Annotated in this window: 20 protein-coding genes and 3 tRNA genes; 18 read left to right on the forward strand and 5 right to left on the reverse strand. The window is 66.7% G+C overall.

Going from position 1 to position 21,074, the window contains the following annotated elements; genetic code table 11:
* Window positions 1-73: 73 nt before the first annotated feature.
* From uvrB to ACSYS9_RS07260, 3 genes are all read left to right on the forward strand, one after another.
* A complete protein-coding gene (uvrB, locus tag ACSYS9_RS07250) occupies window positions 74-2,098 on the forward strand; it encodes an excinuclease ABC subunit UvrB (protein WP_032128896.1) in 2,025 nt (674 codons plus the stop codon).
* Between the two features lie 107 nt (window positions 2,099-2,205).
* Window positions 2,206-2,280: transfer RNA gene (locus ACSYS9_RS07255), tRNA-Val, on the forward strand.
* 98 nt (window positions 2,281-2,378) lie between these two features.
* Window positions 2,379-2,453, forward strand: a tRNA-Val gene (locus ACSYS9_RS07260).
* A 98-nt stretch (window positions 2,454-2,551) separates the two neighbouring features.
* Here the strand turns inward: ACSYS9_RS07260 and ACSYS9_RS07265 are convergent.
* Entirely contained in the window at window positions 2,552-2,884 is a 333-nt protein-coding gene (locus ACSYS9_RS07265) for a hypothetical protein (RefSeq protein ID WP_071228385.1), read from the reverse strand.
* Window positions 2,885-3,066: 182 nt separating this feature from the next.
* On the opposite strand from ACSYS9_RS07265, the gene ACSYS9_RS07270 reads away from it, so the two are divergent.
* Window positions 3,067-3,207 (forward strand): hypothetical protein, encoded by a 141-nt coding sequence (locus ACSYS9_RS07270; protein WP_010486087.1) that lies wholly within the window; start codon window positions 3,067-3,069, stop codon window positions 3,205-3,207.
* Window positions 3,208-3,252: 45 nt separating this feature from the next.
* On the opposite strand, the gene ACSYS9_RS07275 is transcribed toward ACSYS9_RS07270, so the two are convergent.
* Window positions 3,253-3,537, reverse strand: coding sequence for a hypothetical protein (locus ACSYS9_RS07275; RefSeq protein ID WP_010486086.1), 285 nt, complete (start codon window positions 3,535-3,537; stop codon window positions 3,253-3,255).
* A 30-nt stretch (window positions 3,538-3,567) separates the two neighbouring features.
* The gene (locus ACSYS9_RS07280; protein WP_071228384.1) at window positions 3,568-4,335 is read right to left on the reverse strand and encodes a MipA/OmpV family protein; all 768 of its coding nucleotides are present in this window, start codon (window positions 4,333-4,335) and stop codon (window positions 3,568-3,570) included.
* Window positions 4,336-4,480: 145 nt separating this feature from the next.
* Here ACSYS9_RS07280 and ACSYS9_RS07285 point away from each other — a divergent pair, with 145 nt between their 5' ends.
* The 12 genes from ACSYS9_RS07285 (at window position 4,481) to pgsA (ending at window position 18,049) form a co-directional block, all read left to right on the forward strand.
* Window positions 4,481-5,152, forward strand: a complete 672-nt coding sequence (locus tag ACSYS9_RS07285) for a response regulator transcription factor (protein ID WP_032128900.1) — start codon at window positions 4,481-4,483, stop codon at window positions 5,150-5,152.
* Between the two features lies 1 nt (window position 5,153).
* Entirely contained in the window at window positions 5,154-6,506 is a 1,353-nt protein-coding gene (locus ACSYS9_RS07290) for a sensor histidine kinase (protein ID WP_049462677.1), read from the forward strand.
* A gap of 59 nt (window positions 6,507-6,565) precedes the next feature.
* Complete coding sequence (locus ACSYS9_RS07295) at window positions 6,566-8,965, forward strand: DNA internalization-related competence protein ComEC/Rec2 (RefSeq protein ID WP_071228382.1); 2,400 nt, start codon at window positions 6,566-6,568, stop codon at window positions 8,963-8,965.
* Window positions 8,966-8,968: 3 nt separating this feature from the next.
* On the forward strand, window positions 8,969-9,631 hold the full coding sequence (locus ACSYS9_RS07300; RefSeq protein ID WP_019337175.1) for a MotA/TolQ/ExbB proton channel family protein: 663 nt from the start codon (window positions 8,969-8,971) through the stop codon (window positions 9,629-9,631).
* Window positions 9,632-9,634: 3 nt separating this feature from the next.
* The gene (locus ACSYS9_RS07305) at window positions 9,635-10,057 is read left to right on the forward strand and encodes an ExbD/TolR family protein (RefSeq protein WP_032128903.1); all 423 of its coding nucleotides are present in this window, start codon (window positions 9,635-9,637) and stop codon (window positions 10,055-10,057) included.
* Window positions 10,054-11,802, forward strand: coding sequence for a lipid A export permease/ATP-binding protein MsbA (gene msbA / locus ACSYS9_RS07310; protein WP_032128904.1), 1,749 nt, complete (start codon window positions 10,054-10,056; stop codon window positions 11,800-11,802). Before ACSYS9_RS07305 ends, msbA begins: the two co-directional genes overlap by 4 nt.
* Window positions 11,802-12,821, forward strand: coding sequence for a tetraacyldisaccharide 4'-kinase (gene lpxK / locus ACSYS9_RS07315; protein WP_071228381.1), 1,020 nt, complete (start codon window positions 11,802-11,804; stop codon window positions 12,819-12,821). Before msbA ends, lpxK begins: the two co-directional genes overlap by 1 nt.
* A gap of 74 nt (window positions 12,822-12,895) precedes the next feature.
* On the forward strand, window positions 12,896-13,669 hold the full coding sequence (gene kdsB / locus ACSYS9_RS07320; protein ID WP_071228380.1) for a 3-deoxy-manno-octulosonate cytidylyltransferase: 774 nt from the start codon (window positions 12,896-12,898) through the stop codon (window positions 13,667-13,669).
* A complete protein-coding gene (locus ACSYS9_RS07325) occupies window positions 13,666-14,154 on the forward strand; it encodes a low molecular weight protein-tyrosine-phosphatase (RefSeq protein WP_032128907.1) in 489 nt (162 codons plus the stop codon). Before kdsB ends, ACSYS9_RS07325 begins: the two co-directional genes overlap by 4 nt.
* Complete coding sequence (locus tag ACSYS9_RS07330; RefSeq protein WP_071228379.1) at window positions 14,151-15,563, forward strand: hypothetical protein; 1,413 nt, start codon at window positions 14,151-14,153, stop codon at window positions 15,561-15,563. Before ACSYS9_RS07325 ends, ACSYS9_RS07330 begins: the two co-directional genes overlap by 4 nt.
* A complete protein-coding gene (gene uvrC, locus ACSYS9_RS07335) occupies window positions 15,560-17,404 on the forward strand; it encodes an excinuclease ABC subunit UvrC (protein ID WP_071228378.1) in 1,845 nt (614 codons plus the stop codon). Before ACSYS9_RS07330 ends, uvrC begins: the two co-directional genes overlap by 4 nt.
* A gap of 18 nt (window positions 17,405-17,422) precedes the next feature.
* Window positions 17,423-18,049 carry a CDP-diacylglycerol--glycerol-3-phosphate 3-phosphatidyltransferase gene (pgsA, locus tag ACSYS9_RS07340; RefSeq protein WP_012510614.1) on the forward strand — a complete coding sequence of 209 codons (627 nt, stop codon included), beginning with the start codon at window positions 17,423-17,425 and terminating at the stop codon, window positions 18,047-18,049.
* A gap of 75 nt (window positions 18,050-18,124) precedes the next feature.
* Here pgsA and ACSYS9_RS07345 read toward each other — a convergent pair whose 3' ends face one another.
* Window positions 18,125-18,412 carry a DUF7710 domain-containing protein gene (locus ACSYS9_RS07345; protein ID WP_071228377.1) on the reverse strand — a complete coding sequence of 96 codons (288 nt, stop codon included), beginning with the start codon at window positions 18,410-18,412 and terminating at the stop codon, window positions 18,125-18,127.
* 110 nt (window positions 18,413-18,522) lie between these two features.
* Between ACSYS9_RS07345 and ACSYS9_RS07350 the strand changes: the two genes are divergently transcribed.
* Window positions 18,523-18,598, forward strand: a tRNA-Gly gene (locus ACSYS9_RS07350).
* Window positions 18,599-18,734: 136 nt separating this feature from the next.
* Here ACSYS9_RS07350 and ACSYS9_RS07355 read toward each other — a convergent pair.
* Entirely contained in the window at window positions 18,735-19,439 is a 705-nt protein-coding gene (locus ACSYS9_RS07355) for an SMI1/KNR4 family protein (RefSeq protein ID WP_071228376.1), read from the reverse strand.
* Window positions 19,440-19,953: 514 nt separating this feature from the next.
* On the opposite strand from ACSYS9_RS07355, the gene ACSYS9_RS07360 reads away from it, so the two are divergent.
* Window positions 19,954-21,060 (forward strand): NAD(P)/FAD-dependent oxidoreductase, encoded by a 1,107-nt coding sequence (locus tag ACSYS9_RS07360; protein ID WP_071228375.1) that lies wholly within the window; start codon window positions 19,954-19,956, stop codon window positions 21,058-21,060.
* The last annotated feature ends 14 nt before the right edge of the window (window positions 21,061-21,074 follow it).

Consider the following 21,074-nt stretch of genomic DNA (forward strand, 5'->3'; position numbering starts at 1 on the left):
CTGCCCGGAAACCCCTCAGCGGGCCGTCACTCCATGCCCCGTATACTCACCACTCCCGGGAACTGGCACCACCATGAGCGACCGTTTTGAACTCGTCTCGCCGTATTCGCCGGCGGGCGACCAGCCTGATGCCATCGCGAAGCTGACCAGCAACTTCGAAGCGGGCATCGCCAAGCAGACGCTGCTGGGCGTGACCGGCTCGGGCAAGACCTACACCATCGCCAACGTCATCCAGAACGTGCAGAAGCCGACGCTGATCATGGCGCCGAACAAGACGCTGGCGGCGCAGCTGTATGGCGAGTTCAAGGCGTTCTTCCCGCACAACGCGGTGGAGTACTTCGTCAGCTACTACGACTACTACCAGCCGGAAGCCTACGTACCGTCGTCGGATACCTTCATCGAGAAGGACAGTTCGATCAACGAGCACATCGAGCAGATGCGACTGGCGGCGACCAAGACCCTGCTGTCGCGCCCGGACGCGATCGTGGTGGCGACGGTATCTGCGATCTACGGCCTGGGCGCGCCGGAAGACTACCTGTCGTTGCGCCTGATCCTGTCCAAGGGCGAGCGCATCGACCAGCGCGACCTGATCAACCACCTCACCCAGCTGCAGTACACGCGCAACGAATACGAGCTGCAGCGCGGTACCTTCCGCGTGCGTGGTGAAGTCATCGACGTGTTCCCGGCCGAGTCGGACAGCGAGGCGCTGCGCCTGGAGCTGTTTGATGGCGAGGTCGAGAAGATCACGTTGTTCGATCCGCTCACCGGCGAGACGCTGCGCAACATGCAGCGCTTCACGGTCTACCCGAAGACCCATTACGCCACCACGCGCGAGCGTGTGCTGGCGGCGATCGAGACGATCAAGGTCGAGCTGAAGGAGCGCCTGGAGCAGCTGTACGCGCAGAACAAGCTGGTGGAGGCGCAGCGCCTGGCGCAGCGTACCCAGTTCGATCTGGAAATGATGGCCGAGGTCGGCTACTGCAACGGCATCGAGAACTACTCCCGGCACCTGACCGGCAAGAACGCCGGTGAACCGCCGCCGACATTGTTCGACTACCTGCCGGCCGACGCGCTGCTGGTGATCGACGAATCGCACGTGACCATTCCGCAGATCGGCGCCATGTTCAAGGGCGACCGTTCGCGCAAGGAGACGCTGGTCGAGTTCGGGTTCCGGCTGCCCTCGGCGCTGGACAACCGGCCGCTGCGCTTCGAGGAGTGGGAAGAGCGCTGCCCCCGCAGCATCTATGTGTCGGCCACGCCAGGCCCCTATGAGTACCGCGAGGCCGGTGACGAGATCACTGAACTGGTCGTACGCCCCACCGGCCTGATCGACCCGGTGGTGGAGATCCGCCCGGTGGGCACCCAGGTTGACGACCTGATGAGCGAGGCCAACGCGCGCATCAAGGCCGGTGACCGTGTGCTGGTCACGACGCTGACCAAGCGCATGGCCGAAAACCTCACCGAATACCTGACCGAGCACGGCATCCGCGTGCGCTACCTGCACTCGGACGTGGACACGGTCGAGCGCGTGGAGATCATCCGCGACCTGCGCCTGGGCAAGTTCGATGTGCTGGTGGGCATCAACCTGCTGCGCGAGGGCCTGGACATGCCCGAGGTGTCTCTGGTGGCGATCCTGGATGCCGATAAGGAGGGCTTCCTGCGCTCGACCGGCTCGCTGATCCAGACCATCGGCCGTGCCGCCCGCAACGTGCGTGGCAAGGCGATCCTGTATGCGGACAAGATCACCCGCTCGATGCAGGCGGCGATCGACGAGACCGACCGCCGTCGCGCCAAGCAGGTCGAGTACAACGAGCAGCACGGCATCGTGCCGCGCTCGGTGGCGCGTCCGATCACCGACGTGCTGGAAGGCGCGCGCTCCGATGCGGCCGAGAAGGAAGCAAAGAAGGGCAAGGGCAAGGGCAGGCCCGGCGTTGCCGAGGAGGGGAGTGACTATCGATCGCTCAGCCCGGCCCAGCTGGCGTCCCGTCTCAAGGCGCTGGAGCAGCAGATGTACCAGCACGCCAAGGACCTGGAATTCGAGGATGCCGCGCGCGTACGTGACCAGATCCGGCAGCTGAAGGAAGCGAGTCTGGGCTGAACGCGGCAGTGCAGCATCTTCTTCACAAAAGTGTTGCGCTTCACGGCCGGCATCCGTAATATACGCGGCCTGCACCGACGCAATCGCGGACGTTCAGAAGCAAAAACGGGCGGTTAGCTCAGCGGTAGAGCACTACCTTGACATGGTAGGGGTCACAGGTTCGAACCCTGTACCGCCCACCACGAAGTCTCTGGAAGGGGGCTGTCGTGAACTGCAAAGCCCGGCCTTGGCGCCGGGTTTTTACGTAGCAAGGCCAGCTTTCGGGCGGCAAGAACAAGATGGGCGGTTAGCTCAGCGGTAGAGCACTACCTTGACATGGTAGGGGTCACAGGTTCGAACCCTGTACCGCCCACCACCTGGCTCCCGGCATTGCCGGTGCAGCGGTGGATCACGACGGAAGCCGGCCTTGTGCCGGCTTTTCTCGTTTCAGGCATCGATCACGGTTCCACATGGTCAGCGTTGCACGACCAGGTCTTCGACGCTGATCATCCGCTGCAGCTTCCAGTGACCGTCCACGCGCTCCCAGAGCTGGGCGACGCGAACCGTCGCACCACGCGTGGGCTGGGCAACGCCGGGTTCGTGTTGCAGGGGCTGGTTGGCCAGCCTCAGGACCCGGTCCTGGCGCAGCCGGTAAAGCAGCAGGGAGGGCGAACCGCAATCCTGTCGTACGACGTCCGGCTGGTGGGTTTCGGCAAGCAGGATCTGGCTGCGAAGGGCCTCTTCAGTGGGCCCGTTGCCAGCGCCGAACAGGCTGGAGAGCAGCAGCATCAGGGCAAGCATCGGCATGGCACGGTGCTCCAGCGGGAAAGTGCACGCAGGCTGGCATGACATGTGGGGTGCTGCAGCCAGCCTGCGACGAAGGCCGGAATTGAACCGCCAAAGACGGCCGGGGGGCGATGAATCCGGGCCGTGCAGGCGTAGACTCCGGTCTACCGCGCAATCGCGCCGTCACTGCAAGGAGCTGCCGCATGAGTGATCACGTTCCGGTTTCCCGGCCCAATCCCATCCTTGAGCTGCTGTTCGGCGGCAACATGCTGGAGGGTACCTTCAAGGCGGTGATCTGGGTGGCCCTGCTGGCGGCAGTGCTGGCGTGGACCACGTTCCGCTGAGTCTTCCCGCCGCCCTGCAGCACCGGCAGCGTTGCTGGCCTGCGCTCAGGCGCTGAAGGCCTGGCGCAGGCTGCGCAGGGTGGCCTGGCGATGTTCCTTTGCGGTTGCTTCGCCCATCTCAAGTTCCTGCAGGCGCAATCCCACCAGCATCATCGACAACGCATAGCCGCGTGCCGCATCGGCAGCACGCGAAAGGCCCAGTGCGCGGCGCGTCAGCGCGTTCACGTGTTCCAGGTCGGGCAGCAGCCCCAGGTAGGCGCGCTCGGCGCTGTCCAGGTCGGGGGCACGCAGGATCGCGTGCGCTTCAGCAGCAGGGGAGACGGAGGCCATGGGGGGTCCTTGTCCGTTGCGGGCGCTCGATCAGAACGAGCGCATCAGGGAAACGAAGGCCGACGTCTGCGTACCGCGACGGGCCATCGGGCTGTCCTTTACTGCATCGCCGAACCACTGGTTGGCTACGACGCCGGTCGCGCGCCACTTCGTGCCCAAGGGCGTGCTGACTGCGATCTGCAGGCTCGGTGATGTCGCGCTGCCCGGGTTGTAGGCAGCAAGTCCCGAGCGCAGCGCTTCTTCGTCGGTGATGCCGTAGTAGTAGTCGAGCAGGCGCGCACTGGAGTGCACCACGCCGACCTTGGGCACCCAGGTGAAGCGACCGGCCTGGATCGGATAGCTGTAGTGCAGGCGCGACTCCATGCCACCTCCGTGCCCGGTGACCTCGCGCATCACGCTGGCCTCGACGATGCCCCAGTCGGCGCTGTACTCACCGTTGATGCCGGCCATGGCCGACATCTGCCGGCTGTGCAGGCGACGCAGCTGAGGATCGTTCACGTCGTCGGTCTTGAAGCGCAGCGTGTAGGGCGTGACTGCCGCCGACAGGCGCAGGCCCTCGCGCTTGTACAGGTACATGCCCAGCGAGCCCGGGCTGGCGAAGAAGCGCTCGCCCTGCCAGGCAATGGACGGTACGACCAGCGGCTTGACGTCGTAGTGGGCGTACGCCCCCGAGGTCGCGCCGGCACTGATACCGGCCTGCACGCCCGGGTTCTGGTCGGCGGCGTGGGTGATCAACGGCAGGCCGATGGCAGCGGAGAACAGCAACGGGCGCAGCAGGGTCGGGGACAGCGACGGCATCGATCAACCACTTTGCGGGGGATGGCTGTGCATGGTGCGGGTACAACATTGTCAGAACATTGCGCCTTCGCAACTGGCACACGAAGACGCCCAAACCTGGCGCCAGGCACTATGATCGGCACCGTTTCCGGTAGCCGAGCCCCTGATGCGCATTCTCCTGGTCGAAGACGATCCCGATCTGTCCCGAGCCCTGCAGTCGGGCCTGGAGCGGCAGGGCGTGGTCGCCGACGTGGTCGGCAGCCTGGCCGAAGCCGCGGTTGCGCTGCGCGAGCCGGTGCATCAGCTGATGCTGCTGGACCGTCAGCTGCCCGATGGCGATGGCGTGGCTTTCGTCGCCACCGCACGCGCGCTGCGCCCGAACCTGGCGGTGATCATGCTGACGGCCAAGGGCAGGTTGTCGGACAAGGTCGAGGGCCTGGATGTCGGTGCCGACGACTACCTGGTGAAGCCGGTGGCGATCGAGGAGCTGATGGCGCGGATCCGTGCTGTCTCGCGGCGGCCCTCGGCGATGGTGACACCGAGCCTGCATCTGGGCCGGCTGGAATTCGACTTCGAATCGCTGCAGGCACAGGTGGAGGGCCAACCGCTGGCGCTGCCGCGGCGCCAGGTGCTGGTGCTGCAGGCACTGGCGATGCGCCAGGGGCGCACGGTCACCCGCACGGCACTGGAGGCCGCGGTGTACGGCTTCGACGATGAGATCCAGTCCAATGCGCTCGATGCGCACATTTCCAAGCTGCGCAAGGCGCTGCAGCAGGCCGGGGCGGGCGTTGAAATCCATGTGATCCGGGGCGTCGGCTACCTGCTGGCGGAGGCCTGAGATGGCGCGTCCGACACGTCCGATCCGTTCCATCACGCTGGGGTTGGCCTGGCGGTTGTTCCTGGCGCAGGCCTTCACCGTGCTGTTCGCCGTTGTTGCGCTGATCCTGACCTGGGGCGACAAGGACACCTGGGGCATGGACATGTTCATGGCCGAAGCCGTGGCCAAGGCCGTGCACAGTGAAGGCGGGCGGTTGGTGCTGGACCAGGCGCGCTGGAACAAGCTCGACGCCGAGGCCGGTGGCAACCTCTGGTTCGCGGCGGTCGACGACAAGGGTGTCTGGCTGGAACGCGGCACGATTCCGGCGATCCACGCCCCGCTGCTCGCGCGCCTGCCGACGCTGGGTGCCACCGAACTCGGCTCGCTGGTGCCGCCGTACCTGGACGTGGCGCGGGTCATGATCCGCAAGGAGGACGGGCGGCGCATCACGGTGATGGTGGGTGGGGCGCCGAAGGGCGGGTTGCTGGACGGTGCGCTGATGGTGCTGCGCCTGATCGGGCTGTGGTTTTTCCTGCCGCTGATCGTGATCACGCTGCTGGTCATGCCGACCGTGATCCACCGCGCGATGCGCGGCGTGCGCCGCTCCGCACAACAGGCCAAGGAGCTGGATATCGGCCAGCCGGGGGCGCGTCTGGATGCGCAGCTGGTGTCGACCGAGGTCGCACCGCTGGTGGAAGCCTTCAACGACGCGATCGACAAGGTGCAGCAGGGGTATGCCGCGCGTGACAAGTTCCTCGCCGATGCCGCGCACGAACTGCGGGTGCCGATTGCAGTAGTGCAGGCGCGCCTGTCGCAGTTGCCGCAGGGCGAGCTGAAGTCGCAGCTGCTGACCGACGTTGCGCGGCTCGGTAACGTTGCCGAGCACCTGCTCGACCTGCAGCGACTTGATCGTAATGTCGGCGCACTGCAGCGGCTGGATCTGGCGTTGCTGGTGCGCGAAGCTGCCGCCGATCTGGCGCCGCTGGTGGTGGGGGCCGGTTACGGCTTCGAAGTGGATGCGCCCGAGATGCCAGTGTGGATCCATGGCGACAGCCTGGCGCTGGGGCGGGTGATCGCTAATCTGGTGCACAACGCCATCGTCCACGGCGGCGGACGCGGCACCATTTGCGTGCGCCTGGATGCACGTGGCCTGCTGGAGGTCAGCGACCAGGGCGCCGGCATTCCGGTGGGCGACCGTGAAGCGATCTTCGAGCCGTTCCATCGTCTGCGCGCAGCGGGTAGCGGCAGTGGCTTGGGCCTGCATCTGGTGAAGGAAATCGTGCAGCATCACGGCGGTTCGGTCAGTGTCGGTGAGGCGGCTGGCGGTGGTGCCAGCTTCCGGGTCAACTTCCATCGCGGTAGCGTCCGGCGCTGACAGCCACGCGGGGAAATCCCCGATAGGCAACCTGCTACGTCCCTCGGCAGGCTGCTGGAATGGTTCCCGAACGTTCCGCTCCGGCACTGTTTGGCCCCGGCTGCGCCGCCGGCCTGGTGCTGGGCGCGCTGGCCTGCGTGCAGATGCCGGCACTGCTGCCGTTGTGGCTGAGCGCGCCGATGGCCGTTGCCGGCGTCGCGGGCTGGCTGCTGCGCTGGCGCGGCCGCGCGTGGGCTGCAGTCCTGCTCGGCCTGGCATGGGCAACAGTGCACGGGCAGTGGGCCCTGCACGGCCAGCTTCCACCCGGTGCGCCGCCGCAGGATGTGCAGGTGCGGGGGCGGGTGGCCGATCTTCCACAGAGAGGGGCCGGCTACACACGTTTCGTGCTGCACGTGGATGACGCCGATGCGCCGCCAGTGCTGCGTGGCAAGCGCCTGCAGGTCACCTGGAACGACCCGTGGCGCGGATCGCCAGCGCACCAGGCGGAGGGCGGGCGCCATGCGGTTCGTGCGGGATCACATTGGCAGTTGTCGTTGCGCGTGCGCGCGCCACGCTCGCGGATCAATCCTGGCGGCTTCGACGGCGAACGCCATGCATTGCTGCGCGGTATTTCCGGCAATGGCACGGTGCGCGACCCCGGCGCTGCGCGTGAGCGCGCGCCTGCACAGGGCCTGCCGGCCTGGCGCGAGCGCAGCAGTGACGCCATCGCCACCCAGGTGGCCCATCCTGCCGCTCGCTTCGTACAGGCGCTGGCACTGGGCGATACCCGCGGCTTGTCCGATACCGACTGGGAACACCTGCGCGCTCTGGGCCTGACCCATCTGGTCGCCATCTCTGGTTTCCACGTGGGCGTGGTGGCTGGCTTCGGTGTACTGCTGTGCCGCGTGTCGTGGTGGCTGTGCCCGGTGCTGGGACGGTTCTGGCCTCGGCCGCAGGCGGCGGCATGGGGTGCGGCGCTGGCCGCAGCCGTCTATGCCGTGGCCGCCGGCGGCGCGCTTCCAACAGTGCGTGCGGCGCTGATGATCGGGCTGGTGGCACTGGCCCGTGCCGGACGTCGCCCGGTGGGTGCGGGGCAGGGACTGGCCCTGGCCGCGATGGTGATGCTGCTGCCGGCGCCGCTGTCGGTGCTGTCGGCCGGCTTCTGGCTCAGTTTCGGGGGAGTGCTGTGGCTGCTGTGGTGCCTTCCACGAACCGGGCCGGACGGCGTCGGTGGGGGCCTGCGCGGCTTTATGGCCGCCCAGGGCGTGGCCAGCCTCGGCCTGTTGCCGCTGTGCGTGGCCCTGTTCGGCGGCACCGCGCGCTTGGGGCCGCTGGTCAATCTGCCGATCATTCCGTGGTGGACCCTGCTGGTGGTGCCGTTGTCGCTGCTGGGTACCGGCCTGCACGCGTTGCAGGATGGCGCCGGGCGCTGGGCATGGCGCGCCGCCGCCTGGCTGTTCGAGCTCAGCTGGCAGGCCCTGCAGCCACTGGCGCTGCACCCGCAGGCGATGTGGTGGCTGGCCGAGGCACCGCGCTGGGCGGTGCCGGCGGCAGTGGCGGGGGTGTTCTGGTGGCTGCTGCCACGCGGCGCTGGCGGTGGCCTGGCAGGCCTGCTGCTGTGCCTGCCGCTTCTGTGGCCCGCCCGGCATGCACCGGCTGAAGGCGAACTGGAGCTGCTGGTGCACGACGTAGGGCAGGGCACCGCGGTGCTGGTGCGTACGGCGCGGCACGCGCTCTGGTACGACGTGGGGCCGCCGACCGGCGGCGACGGCAACGAACGCATTCTGGTCCCGGCCCTGCGCGCGCTCGGACAGGGGCCGCCCCAGCAGGCGATGCTCAGCCATGACCATCTTGATCACACCGGCAGCCTGCCGAGCCTGCGAAGGCAGCTGCCCGGGCTGCAGCTGCTGGCGCCACCGGGCAGCACCATCGCCGGCGCTGCGCCCTGCCAGCAAGGGATGCAGTGGCAGTGGGACGGAGTTGATTTCCAGGTCCTGCACCCGGCACCGGGCAGCCGCCAGGCCGAGAACGAGGACAGCTGCGTGCTGCGCGTCGCCAGCCGTCACGGCGTGGTCCTGCTGCCTGGCGATATCGGCCGCCCGGCCGAGCAGGCGCTGCTGAAGGCATACCCGGCAGCGCTGAAGGCGGATGTGGTGCTTGTGCCGCACCATGGCAGTGGCGGCAGCTCCAGCGCGCCGTGGGTGGCCGCCGTGGCGCCACGGCTGGCGGTGGTCTCGGCCGGGCACCGCAACCGCTTCGGGCACCCGCGCCAGGACGTGGTCCAGCGCTGGCAGGCGCAAGGGGCCGAGGTACTGGCCACGGCCGATTCCGGGGCGATCCGCATATGGCTTGGCGCACAAGGGCTGCAGCTGCGTGAACAGCGCATCCACGCATCCCGGTGGTGGGATGCCGCTGGGCGGGCGCGGTCGGCTGCTATCCTATCGCCGATCGAACAAGCGGCCGTTGGGCCGGAGGGTTGAAACGTGTGGGAACTGGTCAAGGCCGGTGGCTGGCCGATGGTGCCGCTGCTGCTGTTGGGCGTACTGGCTTTGGCGATCATCCTGGAGCGTTTCTGGTCCCTGCGACGTACTGAAGTGCTGCCGCCCGGCCTCGGCCAGGAAGTGCGCAACTGGGCGGCACGCGGCAAGCTCGACCCCGCCCACCTGCAGACCCTGCGTGCGAACTCGCCGCTGGGCGCGCTGCTGGCCGCCGCGCTGGAAGCACGCAACCGCCCGCGCGACCAGATCCGCGAGCGCATCGAAGACACCGGCCGCCACCTGGTGCACCGCATGGAGCGTTTCCTCAACGCGCTGGGCACCATCGCATCGGCCGGGCCGCTGCTGGGCCTGCTGGGCACGGTGATCGGCATGATCCAGATGTTCCTGGGCATCCTCGACCATGGCGTGGGTGATGTGAACCAGCTGGCCGGTGGTATCGGCAAGGCGCTGGTGTGCACCGCCACCGGCATGATCGTTGCCATTCCAGCACTGATGTTCCACCGCTACTTCAAGGGCCGCATCCACGGTTATGTGGTAGAGATGGAGCAGGAAGCCAGCGCGCTGCTGGATACGCTGGATGGCCGCCCCGGCGTGATGAACCCTGCTGCTGCCACGCGCCCGGCCGGCGCGGCCACGGCGAAGGCCTGATCGATGCGTATCGGCAACGACCGATCCCAGGATGAGCCGCATATCGACCTGGTGCCACTGATCGACGTCATCCTGGTGCTGATCATCTTCTTCGTGGTCACCACCACCTTCGATGCGCGCTCGACACTCCAGGTGGAGCTGCCTACGGCCAGCCAGCAGCCCAGCAATGAGCCGCCGCGCTCGTTGAGCGTGCTGATCAACGCCGAGGGCCGCTACTTCATCAATGACCAGGAAGTGCTGCGCAGCGACGTCGAGTCGGTCAAGCAGACCATCGCGGCCGTTGCCGGCAGCGACCGTACCCAGCCGGTGCTGTTGCGTGCCGATGCCCGCACGCCCTATCAGGCCGTGGTGACCGCGCAGGATGCGCTGGGTCAGCTCGGCTTCCGCCGTATTGCCATTGCAACAGCACCCGAGGTGCGTCCATGAGTTCCAAACACGCGCCGGTGTGGCCGATCTACAAACGTCTGCTGGGATACACCCGTGCCTACTGGGGCATGATGGTCGCCGCCGTCATCGCCATGGCGGTGGAGTCGGTAGCCGGCTACCACTTCACCAAGCTGATGGAGCCGCTGGTCAACCGTGGCTTCGTCAATCCCGAACCGAAAATGGCGGTGATCCTGCCGCTGACCATCCTTGGCCTGTTCCTGATGCGCAGCGCCGCCACCTGGGTGAGCGACTACGCGCTGGCCAAGACCGGTCGCAGCGTGGTGCGCGACCTGCGTGAACAGGTGCTGGCCAAGTACCTGCACCTGCCGTCCTCGCATTTCGATACCGAATCGACGCCGGTGATGGTCAGCCGCCTCAACTTCGATACCGAGCAGGTCACCCAGGCCAGCGCCGATGCGCTCAAGACCGTGGTTGCCGACACCCTGACCATCATCGCCATGCTGGCGGTGATGCTGCAGATGAGTGTCAAGGTGACCGTGGCCATGCTGGTGGTGGTGCCGATGATCGGCGTGATCGTGTCTTACGTGGGCAAGCGCTACCGGCGCATCAGCCGCGGTATCCAGGACGGCATGGGCACGATGGCGCAGACCGCCGAGCAGTCACTGGCGGCCCAGCAGGAAGTGAAGGTGCACGGCACCCAGCAGCATGAGATGTCGCGCTACTCGCGCCTGGCCAACCGCATGCTGGCGCTGAACATGAAGGTGGAAATCACCCGTGCCGGTGCCTCCAGCGTGGTCCAGTTCCTGGCCGCGCTGGCGCTGGCGGTGATCGTCTGGGTTTCGACCCGTGAAGCACTGGCAGGGCGCCTCAATGCCGGCCAGTTCATGGGCCTGATGATCTCGATGACGGCGATCATCCCGTCGCTGCGCCGCCTGACCAGCGTGCAGTCCTCGATCTCCCGCGGTGTGTCCGCCGCCGAGCGCCTGTTTGACATCCTCGACATGCCGGTCGAGCGCGACGAAGGCCGCAACACGGTGCAGCGCGTGCGTGGCGAACTGGCCTTCGAGCACGTCATGCTGCGTTACCGCGAAGACAGTGGCATCGCTCTGGACGACATCAGCTTCGTGGCCAAGCCGGGTACGGTCACCGCCATCGTTGGTCGATCCGGCAGCGGCAAGACCAGCCTGATCCGGCTCGTGCCGCGCTTCTACGAACCCAGCGGCGGGCGCATCACCCTCGACGGGGTGGCACTGGACGACTATCCGCTGGCCGACCTGCGTCGCCAGGTGGCGATGGTCGGGCAGAAGGTCATGTTGTTCGACGACACCATCGGCGCCAACATCGCCTATGGCATGGACGCGACCGATGAACAGATCCGAGCGGCAGCTGAAGCCGCGAATGCCTGGGAGTTCATCGCACGCATGCCGCAGCAGCTGCAGACCCCGGTGGGCGAGAACGGCGCGCTGCTGTCTGGTGGCCAGCGCCAGCGCCTGGCGATCGCCCGTGCGATCCTGCGCGACGCGCCGATCCTGATCCTCGATGAAGCCACCGCAGCGCTGGACAACGAATCGGAGCGCCTGGTGCAGGACGCGCTGCAGCGATTGATGCCCGAGCGCACCACGCTGGTCATCGCGCATCGCCTGTCGACCATCGAGCATGCAGACCAGGTGCTGGTGATGGACCACGGTCGCATCGTCGAGCGCGGTACCCACAAGGAGCTGCTCACCATGGGTGGCCTGTACCAGCATCTGCACAGCATGCAGTTCCGCGAAAGGCAGGACTGATGGCCGGCAAGGGTACCCAGACCCCCCCGTACTGGTACGACGGCACCCCGGTTCCGTGGGCAATGCGCCTGCTGGCGCCGCTGTATGCCGGCGTCACCGCGCTGCGCCGGCGCGCCTATCGGCGTGGCTGGCGCAAGCGCTACACGCTGCCGGTGCCGGTCATCGTGGTTGGCAACATCACCGCCGGTGGAACTGGCAAGACGCCGCTGACCATCGCGCTGGTGGAGCGCCTGCGCGCCGCCGGTTGGAAGCCGGGCGTGGCCAGTCGTGGCTACGGCCGCGAAGATGCCGACAAGCCGATGTGGGTCAAGGCCGATACGCCGACCGCCAAGGGTGGCGACGAGCCGGTGCTGATTGCCTGGAAGACCGGCGTGCCGGTGCGCGTGGACAGTGATCGTGTTGCAGCCGGCAAGGCGCTGATCGAGGCCGGCTGCGATGTGATCGTCTGCGACGACGGCCTGCAGCACTACCGGCTGGCGCGGGACATCGAGATCGAAGTGGTCGATGCGCAGCGCCGCTACGGCAATGGCCGGATGATTCCGGCCGGGCCGCTGCGTGAGCCGGTCAGCCGCGCCAGCGAGTGCGATTTCCGCGTGGTCAACCTCGGCCAGGCCGATGAGGAGACTGCAGCACAGGCCTGCGGCTTCGGCCAGTGGCCGATGGCCCTGCACATCGATAGCGCACAACCGCTGGCCGGTGGCCGTGCCCGTCCGCTGTCGTATTTCAAGGGCCAGCGTGTGCACGCCGTGGCCGGCATCGCCCACCCGCAGCGCTTCTTCGACATGCTGCGCGCGCGTGGCATCGGTGTCGTGCCGCACGCCTTCGCTGACCATCAGGCCTATCAGCCGCAGGACCTGTCCTTTGGCAGCCAGCTGCCGGTGCTGATGACTGAAAAGGACGCGGTGAAATGCCGCGCGTTCGGCAATGACTGGTACTACGCGGTCCCGCTGCGCGCCGAGCTGCCTGCCGCATTCTGGGTGGCGCTGACCGACCGCCTGGACAAGCTGCGACCGAACTGAGTGGCGCGGCGGCGCTTGCATTCATGCGCCGCCGGCCGCATTCCCGTTGTAACGAGCCTGCCGAGTACCGCCCCATGACCGAATTCGTCGTCGCCATCCCGGCCCGCTATGCCGCCTCGCGGCTGCCGGGCAAGCCGCTGCGCCCGCTGGGCGGTGAGCCGCTGGTGCTGCACGTGGCGCGTCGCGCGCTGCAGGCCGGTGCCGGCGAGGTCTGGGTCGCCACCGACGATCAACGCATTGCCGACGCACTGTCCGGGCTGGCCGAAGTAAGGGTGGCGATGACTGCGACCTCGCATGCGTCCGGCACCGACCGCCTGGCCGAGTGCGCGCGCATCGCCGGCTGGGCCGATGACACCGTCGTGGTCAACCTGCAGGGCGACGAGCCGTTCGCGCCGGCGGCGGGTATCCGCGCGGTGGCCCAGGCACTGGTTGAAGGTAATGCGCCGATGTCGACCCTCGCCACGACCGTCGAAGACGCGCATACCCTGTTCGACCCGAACGTGGTGAAGCTGGTGCGCAACGTGCGCAACGAGGCGATGTACTTCAGCCGCGCCCCGATCGCCTGGCACCGCGATGGCTTTGCACGCAGCCGTGACACGTTGCCGGCCGGTCACAACTGGCTGCGCCACATCGGCATCTACGGCTATCGCGCCGGTTTCCTGCAGCAGTTCGCGGCGATGCCGCCGGGCCAGCTGGAGCAGATCGAATCGCTGGAACAGCTGCGCGTGCTGGAAGCGGGTTTCCCGATCAGCGTGGCGATCTCGCCCGAACCGTTCCCGCCGGGCATCGACACGCCCGAGGACCTGGAACGCGCCGAAGCATTGCTGCAGACGCTGGCTGCCCGATGAAGCTGCTGGTCGTCTGCCTCGGCAACATCTGCCGTTCGCCGATGGCCGAAGGTGCGCTGCGCGCGCGCCTGGACGCCTCGCCGCTGGCTGGTCGGGTGCAGGTCGATTCGGCCGGCACCGGCGACTGGCATGTGGGCGAGCCACCGGACCGCCGTGCGATCGCCTGCGCGGCCGGGCATGGCGTGGACATCGGCGGCCTGCGCGCGCGCCAGCTGCAGGTCGCGGATTTCGACCGCTTCGACTGGATCCTGTGCGCCGATGAGGCCAACCTGCGCGATGCGGGTCGCCTGGCCACACCCGCCCAGCGCGAACGCCTGGCGCTGTACCTGCCGTGGTCCGGCGGGCAGGGCAGGGGTGCGATCCCGGACCCGTACACCGGCGGCAGTGAGCATTTCGAACAGGTCTGGACATTGGTCGACGATGCTGCAAAACGTGCCGTGGCACGACTGTTGCATGACGCCGACTCCGGCATAATCGGGCCATGAACGTCCAGCCCGTCCCGGACCTGCCCGAGTTCGCCACCTGGCTCAACGCCACCCCCTGCACCCTGACCGAACTGCGCGGTCGGCCGGTGGCGCTGTTGTTTGTCAACGCCGCCTCCGCCTGGAGCGCGCAACGCCTGGCCGAGTTCGGCCAATGGCTGTCGCGCCACCCCGGCAAGCTGCAGCCGCTGGTGCTGCAGGTGCCGCGCTTCGATTTCGAACGCGAGGCCGGCGCCGCACTGAAGCTGCTGCGTCGCCAGGGCCTGACGATGCCGGTCCTGCTCGATGCCGACTGGGATGGCTGGCGCCGCTTCGGCATCACCGCCTGGCCGACCCTGGTGCTGCTGGATGCGCAGGGGCGCGAGCAACAACGGTTGGTCGGGCAGGGCGCCCCCGGCGAACTGGAGCGAGCCTTGAACGCGCTGTGCGAGGGCGCGCCATCGGCGCCGCCGCGCGGTGGCAGCGAGCTGCATCCGGAGCCGCGCCACGCGCTGCGCTTCCCGCTTGGCCTGGCGGTCAGCACCGAACGCCTGTACATCGCCGACAGCGGCCATCACCGCATCCTCGAATGCAGCCATGGTGGTCGCATCCTTCGCCAGTTCGGGCTGGGCACCGCCGATTTCATGGACGGCAACCTCGCCGAAGCCGCGTTCCACCGCCCGCAGGCGCTGGTGCTGGAGCGCGATTCGCTGTACGTCGCCGACACCGGCAACCACGCGGTGCGCCGCATCAACCTGCTGACCGGGATCGTCGACACGCTGTGCGGCAACGGTCGTCCCGGTGCACCGATGGAAGGGCCGGTCGCGCATGCGCGGCAGGTTGCGCTGGACCATCCGGTCGGCCTGGCCATCGCCGACAATCAGCTGCACATCGCCATGGCCGGCGACAACCGCATCTGGAGCTACCACCTGGGCCAGCGCAGCCTGCAATGGCGCGCGGGCAGTGGTTCCATCGATGAGCGTGATGGCAGCGGGCATCTGGCCGCCTTCGCCCAACCCACCGCGTTGGCCGTGGTGCAGCAGGTGCTGTACGTGGCTGATGCGTTGGGATCTTCAGTGCGTGCACTGCAGCTGCGCGGCGACCTGGTGCAGACCCTGGTCGGGCAGGGGCCGTGGCGCTTCGGCAGCGAAGACGGTCCGCGTTCGGACGCCAGCCTGCAGTTCCCACAGGCCATCGCGCTGAGTCCGGATGCGCCGCTGTTGTGGATTGCCGATACCGGCAACGGCCGCCTGCGCACGCTGCGCCTGGGCGGTGGCGAACTGACCACCCAGCCGTTGCCACGACGCCTGCATGGCCCGGCGGGGTTGGCGGTAGGCGCCGGTGCGGTGTGGATTGCCGAGACCGACGCCCATGCCGTGCTGCGATTCGACCCGGACAGCGGCGTGCTCAGCGAAGTCCCGATCAGCGAATGACAGACGTTCCCGCCCCGGCCTTCGACGGCAAGGCCTTCGCGGCCCAGCTCAGTACCGCCCCTGGCGTGTACCGCATGTACGCTGCCGACGACACCCTGCTGTATGTCGGCAAGGCGCGCGCACTGCGCAACCGTGTGGGCAGCTACTTCAACGGTAGCCCGAAGAACGCGCGGATCATGTCGATGATCTCGCAGATCGCGCGCATGGACGTGACCGTGACGCGCTCGGAAGCCGAGGCGCTGCTGCTGGAAAACCAGCTGATCAAATCACTGTCGCCGCGTTACAACGTCTCGCTGCGCGACGACAAGACCTATCCGCACGTGCTGCTGACCCGAGAGGACTGGCCGCGCATCGCGCTGCATCGCGGCCCGCGCGCCATTCCCGGCCGCTATTTCGGGCCGTATCCCGGCGTCACCGCGGTGCGTGAAACGCTGAACCTGATGCACAAGCTGTTCAAGCTGCGCAGCTGCGAGGACAGCGTGTTCCGCAACCGCTCGCGGCCGTGCCTGCAGTACCAGATCGGTCGCTGCAGCGCGCCCTGCGTGGAGCTGGTGCCGGCGCCGGACTACGCCGAGTCGGTGCGTCGCGCCGCACTGTTCCTGGAAGGCAAGAGCGACGAGCTGACCCGCGAACTGGGCGAGCAGATGCAGGCCGCCAGCGAGGCACTGGAGTTCGAGCAGGCCGCGCGCCTGCGCGACCTGATCTCCTCGCTGCGCAGCATGCAGACCCGCCAGTACGTGGATGGCCGTGCCGCGGATCTGGACGTGCTGGCGGTGGCCATGCAGGGTTCGCAGGCCTGCGTGCTGCTGCTGGCTTTCCGCGATGGCCGCAACCTCGGTACCCGCCCGTTCTTCCCACGCACCAACGGTGAAGAAAGCCCGGAGGAAGTGCTGGCCGCGTTCGTCTCGCAGTACTACATCGAATTCGAGCCGCCGCGCGAGATCCTGTTGGACCGCGAGATTCCCGATGCCGACCTGCTGGTCGCCGCGCTGTCGGCCTCGGCCGAGCGCAAGGTACAGCTGAAGTGGAACGTGCGCGGCGAGCGTGCCGGCTACGTGGAGCTGGCCAGCCGCAACGCGCAGCTGACCCTGGCGACCGAACTCAACAGCCGCAACGCGCAGCACGCGCGCAGCGATGCACTGCGCGACATGCTGGGCCTGGCCGAGCCGGTCAAGCGTGTTGAATGTTTCGATATCAGCCACACCATGGGTGAGGCCACCGTGGCCTCATGCGTGGTGTTCGACGCCGCCGGTCCGGTGCGCGCGCAGTACCGCCGCTTCAACATCAGCGGCATCGAGCCGGGCGACGACTACGCCGCCATGCGCCAGGCCATCGACCGCCGTTTCCGCCGTGCGGTGGAAGAGCAGGGCGTGCTGCCGGACGTGCTGCTGATCGACGGCGGCGCCGGCCAGTTGGCCCAGGCCCAGGCCGCGCTGGCCGACCTGGGCGTGGAAGGCGTGTTGCTGGTGGGCGTGGCCAAGGGCGTGGAACGCCGCGCCGGCCACGAAGCGCTGGTGATGCCCGATGGCCGCGAGCTGCGCCCGGGCGCGGCCAATCCGGCGCTGCAGTTCATCCAGCAGGTGCGCGATGAGGCGCACCGCTTCGCCATCACCGGCCATCGCGGCCGCCGCCAGAAGGCGCGGATGACCAGCAAGCTGGAGGACATTCCCGGTATCGGGCCGCGCCGCCGCGCCAGCCTGCTCAAGCATTTCGGCGGCCTGGTCGGCCTGAAAGCCGCTGGTGAAGCGGAAATCGCCAAGGTGGAAGGCATCAATGACGCCCTCGCGGCACGTATCTACGCTAACCTGCACGGGTTGGCCACGCCTGATGCGGCCGAGTAGAGAGAGAAGCACGCAAGCATGAAGTTGACCCTGCCCACCTGGCTGACGTTGTTGCGGATCGTGATGATCCCGGTGCTGGTGCTGGTGTTCTACCTGCCCTACACCTGGACCAACTTCGCTTCGGCGGCGATCTTCGGCCTGGCCGCGATCACCGACTGGCTCGATGGCTGGATCGCACGCCGTTACCAGCTGGAATCGGCCTTCGGTGCCTTCCTCGACCCGGTCGCGGACAAGCTGATGGTGGCAGTGGCACTGTTCCTGATCGTGCAGGGTCACCCGACGCCGTGGATGGCGTTCTGGGCGGCGGTGATCGTTGGTCGTGAAATTGCGGTATCGGCGCTGCGCGAATGGATGGCCGAACTCGGCCAGCGCGCCAAGGTGCGCGTGGCGATGATCGGCAAGGTCAAGACCACCGCGCAGATGGTCGCGCTGCTGTGCCTGTTGTACTCGGTGGCCCCGAACGTGCCGGTGGAAGACATCTGGATGGGCTGGCCGGTGTTCCACATCGGCGACTGGACCCTGGCGATCGCCGCGGTGCTGACCCTGTGGTCGGGCCTGCAGTACCTGCACGCCGCCTGGCCGAGCCTGCGTGATGACGAGCGCGCGGCGCGCGAGCGTGCGCGGCAGAAGAAGCTGGGCAACTGAGCCCCGGGGTCGGATCCCTTTCCGCAGGAAAGGGCTCTGACCCCATCGATGCGCCTATCCACGCATGGCGTGGATCTACTGGGGTATGCCGTCTTCGACGTGTACATGCTCCATCGACGCGCATGTAAACCGTCCAATGAAGAGGGCATTGCATTGCTCTGGGCACTTGGGCGTGAAGGTGCCCAAGCGCAGTGCTTGGTCGTACGCGCCTTCATTCAATGGATAGCGGGTCAGTACGCCTGTCAGGGAGTGCTTAGCGGCCCAAGTCAGTCCCGACTCCCGGCTGACGAAGACACCTCCGGCGAAGCGCGCGCCTGCGCCGTGGAAGACCCAGATGCCATGGATTTCGGTGTTGATGTTCATCTCCTTGGTAGATCCACGCCATGCGTGGAATCGACATTTCAGTGACTTCGTGAGGCCCCGGAAAAAGCACTTGACGCCACTTCCAGAACAGGTAGAATTTCGCCTCCCAAGCGGGAATAGCTCAGTTGGTAGAGCGCAACCTTGCCAAGGTTGAGGTCGCGAGTTCGAGTCTCGTTTCCCGCTCCAGATTCAAGAAAAACGCTCCCGCGAGGGGGCGTTTTTCGTTATGGGCCATCAAAGTGCCCTGAGGTGATTTCGGCCGGGGTATGAGGGTTGCTCGATGTGGTGTCCCCAACATCCGGCCTGTCAGGCCGGTCGATCATCATCGCGCACCAGACTTGGTCCTTGGCTCGCGAGGCTTGGTGTCCTCCAGAAAAATTTTCATCCATGCATCCATGACGCTGAAGACATCAATGTCGAATTCTGGAATTTCAGGATTCTCATGCCACCAAATCAGGCCATCCGAATCACCATGGTTGTCGGCGTTTACTGCGACATAGTCTCCGCCGCCGTTTGAGAATACGGTGATCCAACCTGCTGCAAAGGAGTCGTCTGACTCGTCGACCAGTTCGGAGATCCGTGACTGGTCGCCAAGGCGTTGCGGGCCCATGGAGCGTGCAGGAAAGAAGGTATATCCGTCGTGCACTTCGCGATAGAAGTCCTGCAGTCTCCTGGGCAGATGCTTGAACTCGAAGGTCTCTGCGGCTCCACCTTCGACGGGCCTTCCCCCTACGTAGTAGTAGAGGCTGTTTCCATCGTGAAAGATGTACGCCAATTCAATTTCATCACCTAGTAGTAGTGCTGTGCCCAGCAGGCAGCCGTTGAACAGCGCAATGGTCGATGGGAACTCATTGGAGAATGAGTTCCAGCCAGCAGGAAAGACCGGGGCGACGTCGGGCCTGAGTCCGAAGTTCTCCCAGCTTCTGGGCAATGCGACATCTTGAGGTACATCCTTGAGTGAAAGGCATACCTTGTGATGAGGGAATGTATCGCCAAGGTCCCTGGCAATGTCATCAAGCGTAGTCATGTCATTCTTCCTGCAGCGGCCCGAAATCAATTCCTGTAAACCAATCGTTCTGCTGATCGATGAATCCGTCTGTCTCGAAATTTTGAATAAGCATCTGCTCGGCCTCTTGGCAGTGCGCTCATTCCGAATGGCTTGTCGTACGTTGCTATGCTGGGCGGAAAGGGGCCATACAAATAGTCCGAAAAGACGCAGCAAATGCCCATGTTCGAATCTAATGTGACCAGGACATTTCCGGGCGACGAGGAGGGGCCTGCCAGCCTTTGGAACAGTGCCAGTCCTCCGACGCAGATCGGTCGATGCCGGAGGGAATAGACCAGTTGGTAGAGCGCAACCTTGCAAGGTTGAGGTCGCGAGTTCGAGTCTCGTTTCCTGCTCCAGATTCAAGAAAAACGCTCCCTCAAGGGGGCGTTTTTCGTTTGCGCCCAACGCGCTTCATTGTCACTTCACCGTCGCTCCATCGCCCCACCACATGAATGCTGGATGCTGCATCCTTCGTTCCAAGGGTGACGCCGCGATGCCTCATCAATCCTCTGCCTACGACCACGATCTGGTCATCGTTGGCGCAAGCTTCGCCGGTGCGGCCTGCGCGTTGGCTGCAGCGCAGTACGGCCTGCGCGTCTGCGTGCTTGAACGCAAGGCCGACCCCGGCGAACGCCTGCACACCACCGGCATCGTGGTGAAGGAAGCGATGGAGCAGACCTGGCTGGGGCGCATGCCCGAATGCCTGGTGCAACGCGTTGCCAATGTGCGGCTGTATGCGCCGAACCTGCGCAGCGTGTTGTTGGCCGCGCCGGGCTATTACTTCCTCACCACCGATACGCCGAACCTGATGCGCTGGCTGGCCAGCGAGCTGCGCGCGAATGGTGTCGACCTTCGCCTGCAGCAGTCCTTCACCGGCGCCCATCGCAGTGGTGACGGCTGGCAGGTGGAAGGGGCAGGGCGGTGCGCCTACCTGGTCGGTGCCGATGGTGCACGCTCACGCGTTGCCCAGCGCACCGGGCTCGGCAAGGTGCCTGACAACCTCTACGGCGTGGAACGTGAGTTCGCCGGCCTCCAGTTGCCGCAGGGCGACGCACTCCATTGCTTCGTCAGCAAGCGCTTTGCACCGGGTTACATCGGGTGGGTCGCACAGAACCCGACCGGGCTGCAGGTCGGCTTGGCGCTGCGCCATGACCCGAACCAGGTGCGGCCGCCTGATATCGATGGCTTTCTTGAGCACGTGCGCGATGTGGTCGGCATTCCGCCTTCGGCGCGTCCCTCGGCCACCCGCGCAGGGCTGGTGCCCTGCGGCCGGCCGGATGGGCCGTTCACCGGCCAACGCGTGATCCTGACCGGCGACGCGGCGGGCATCGTCTCACCACTGTCCGCCGGAGGCATCCATTCCTCGTGGCGGCATGGCTGGGCAGTCGGCGAGGCGATTGCCCGCCATCTGCGTGGGCAAGGGCGGGAAGCGGAACGGGTGGCGCGGCAGGTGGCGCCGGCATTCCATGGCAAGCGCCTGCTGCGCTGGGCGATGGATCATCTGCAGGCCGACTGGCCGCTCAACGCACTGCTGCATACGGCGGCCACGCGGCGCATCGCTGAGCAGGTCTACTTCCACCACCGTGGCCTACGCACGTGATGCGCAATTCGATG

The sequence above is a fragment of the Stenotrophomonas sp. STK17_22 genome (assembly GCF_051983905.1).
GTDB lineage: Bacteria > Pseudomonadota > Gammaproteobacteria > Xanthomonadales > Xanthomonadaceae > Stenotrophomonas > Stenotrophomonas maltophilia_A.